We start from the raw sequence: 228 nt of genomic DNA, 5'->3' as shown, positions 1-228 counted from the left end.
CCCCTGGTTGAGGTTTCCACCGACAAGGTTGACACCGAGGTTCCCTCCCCCGTAGCAGGTACCCTGCTCGAGATCCGCATCCCCGAGGATGAGGACGCAGAGGTTGGCCAGGTTCTGGCTATCATCGGCGACGCTGCTGCTGCAGCTGCTCCCGCTGCTCCGGCTCCGGTTGCTGAGGCTCCTGCTGCTCCCGCAGCACCCGCTGCTGCTCCGGCTGCTCCCGCAGCT

General features: G+C 66.7%; 1 protein-coding gene. It reads left to right on the top strand.

Annotated features, from left to right (window positions below):
* Positions 1-228: biotin/lipoyl-containing protein (locus HMPREF2928_RS03620; RefSeq protein ID WP_305794025.1), on the top strand; the 228-nt coding region annotated here is incomplete at both ends.

This window comes from Rothia sp. HMSC072B04, from assembly GCF_001813725.1.
Classification (GTDB): Bacteria; Actinomycetota; Actinomycetes; order Actinomycetales; family Micrococcaceae; genus Rothia; species Rothia mucilaginosa.
This window is presented reverse-complemented; position numbering and strand designations above follow the sequence as displayed.